Here is a 1,361-nt window from a genome sequence, read left to right on the forward strand (position 1 = left end):
GCGAATCCCTAGCGTTTTGCAATAGTTCAGGTTGTCTCGATTGCGGTAGATTTTATCGGCTAGAATGACGGCGGGATAATACCCGAATCGCTGTTTGTACGCTTCCACCGATGCTTGCAGCGTGGTTGCCTCGTTGAAGCTGTCCCATTGTGCCGTTTCGATCCAAGCGTAACCGTCCACCAGACTGGCGGCGATTTTGGCGCCGAACTCCACGTTCGCTCCAGCTTTGCCTCGAACCATCGGACGTACATGCGGCTGTTCGATACTCACGATGCGATCGGCGACGATATGTGTTTTCTTCTCCATCATTTCGCGCTGCTGACGGTAGAGCTCCGAGATGATCAGAAGCTGGCGATAGTGTCTTTTGCTCAGTTCCGTGAGAGGCGTATACTTCACGAGGGCTTCAATAATCCGCAGATTCCGTCCCACGTAGCCAAGTTGCTTTTTGATCGCTTTGCGGATCACCTTGCCCGATGCCTTGCGTTGCTTGGAAACACTCAGGTACGATTTTCTGGCTTTCTCGCGGTATGTGCGCGGCTTCTCCATCGCTCCGACATGGGGACGGTGCAGTACGTCGATGATGTCTTCCAGGATTTCACGGGCGTGATTCAGCAGCCCCAAGTCAGTCGGATACTTGATGTCCGCAGGCGCGCATGTCGCATCCAGCATGAGGGTGCCCTTGTTCATGACTTCCGCTGTCGGTGCGGCTGTAGATGGCAGGACGTGTAGCTTTTTCGCCATGTTGCGGGGTTTCTTCGCCACAACAGGGGGCTCCTCGGGAATAGAGAAAGCGTCCCCTACCTCCATGGTGAGCTGCGAGCCGCCCGCGTCGTTGTCGTCGTCATCGCGATCTCGCTTGGACGATTTCGGTTTCGCCTCGACCTCTCGCTCTGCTTGCAGCGCGGCTTGGGCGATCCAGTCGTTGACTTCAGCTAGGATTTCCAAGCCGAGCCGTTCCCGAAAATGCGTGAGCAGGGAGTGATGAAACGGCACTTCATCGACATACGCGGTGTAGCCCAAGAAGAACTGCAAATATGGATTTTCCTGGATTTGTAAGGTGGTCTCGCGGTCACTTAAACCAAGGCGCTCCTTGATGATGAGCGAGCCGAGGGCGATACGTGCCGAGTACGCCTTTTGGCCGATGGCTGGGGACTTGAACGAGCTCACATATTTCTCTTCTACTTTGTCCCAAGGGATGATCGCCGCAAGCTGCACCCACCGATTGGTTGGATTTAATTTTCCGCCAAAGGGCAAATAGAAGTTTTCCAACAAGTCTGCCATATCTCGATTCAGCACGAACACTTTCGCTCACTCCATCTGCAAGGTTTTTTACCGATTTTCCGTGTTTTCTTTGCAGATGA

General features: G+C 53.8%; 1 protein-coding gene. It reads right to left on the reverse strand.

Annotated features, from left to right (window positions below):
• Positions 1–1,281 (reverse strand): IS5 family transposase (locus ACFSW5_RS26075; RefSeq protein WP_379280482.1); only part of this gene is annotated, 1,281 nt, incomplete at its 3' end.
• Positions 1,282–1,361 lie beyond the last annotated feature (80 nt).

Source organism: Paenibacillus thailandensis (assembly GCF_042685365.1).
GTDB lineage: Bacteria > Bacillota > Bacilli > Paenibacillales > Paenibacillaceae > Paenibacillus_AP > Paenibacillus_AP thailandensis.